Below are 875 nucleotides of genomic sequence, written 5' to 3'. Positions count from 1 at the left end.
GACCATGCGGCGAACGATCTGCGCACCGAAGCGCCTCACTAGGCGCTGCGTGCCCGACCATCCCGGGATCATGCCGAGCCCGGTCTCCGGCAGGCCGATGCGGATATGTTGTTCCGCGATGCGGAAGTCGGCTGCGGCCGCGAGTTCCAGGCCGCCGCCGAGCGCGTGGCCGTTGAGTGCGGCGATCACCGGCATGCGCAGGGTCGCCAGACGCTCGAAGACCCGATGGCCGAAGCGGACCCAGGCCTGGCCGAACTCGTTCGCCTGCATGGCGCCCCAAGCTTTGATGTCGCCACCGGCGCTGAAGGCTCTGCCTTCGCCGGTAAGCACCACCGCGCGGACATCGGTCATCGCCTCGACCTCGTCGCAGATGGCGGCCAATGCCTTCAGCATGTCAATATCGAAGGCGTTGAGCTTCTCGGGTCGCGCGATCGTGACGGATGCGACCGCGCCTTCGGCAGCGAGCCTCATGTGCGCGTCAGCCATTGCATGCCCCCGCCAAGCTACGGGCCGGCTTCACGGCAAGCGACAGGCCGATCGGCCTGTCGACGAAGAGCGCGCCGTCCATGACTTTTAGGGTGTCGGACACGATCAGCGGGAACTCCGACTGTTCAAGGATGCCGGTGTTGAGATCGATGCCCGGCGCAATCTCAGTCAGCACGACGCCGTCCGGCGTCAGTCTCATCACGCCGCGCTCGGTGACATAGGTGATATCCTGGCGCTGTTCGATCGCTCGCCTGCCCGAAAAGGTGACGTGCTCGACCTCTTTGACGAGCTTCCTAAGCTTGCCCTCCTTCTCTACAACGACCTTGCCGTCCTCGACGGCGAGCTTGGCGCCAGCATTGAACATGCCGGAGAAGACGATCTTCCTCGCG

1 protein-coding gene and 1 pseudogene are annotated in these 875 nt (G+C 64.9%); both read right to left on the bottom strand.

Translation table 11 applies throughout. From position 1 onward, the window contains the following. Window positions 1–486: enoyl-CoA hydratase/isomerase family protein (locus tag EH240_RS37120; protein ID WP_148101189.1), on the bottom strand; the 486-nt coding region annotated here is incomplete at its 3' end. Continuing rightward, a pseudogene (locus tag EH240_RS37115) lies at window positions 479–875 on the bottom strand (acyl CoA:acetate/3-ketoacid CoA transferase); the annotation flags it as partial. The gene EH240_RS37120 and the pseudogene EH240_RS37115, both read right to left, overlap by 8 nt.

This window comes from Mesorhizobium tamadayense (assembly GCF_003863365.1).
Lineage (GTDB): Bacteria > Pseudomonadota > Alphaproteobacteria > Rhizobiales > Rhizobiaceae > Mesorhizobium > Mesorhizobium tamadayense.
This window is presented reverse-complemented; position numbering and strand designations above follow the sequence as displayed.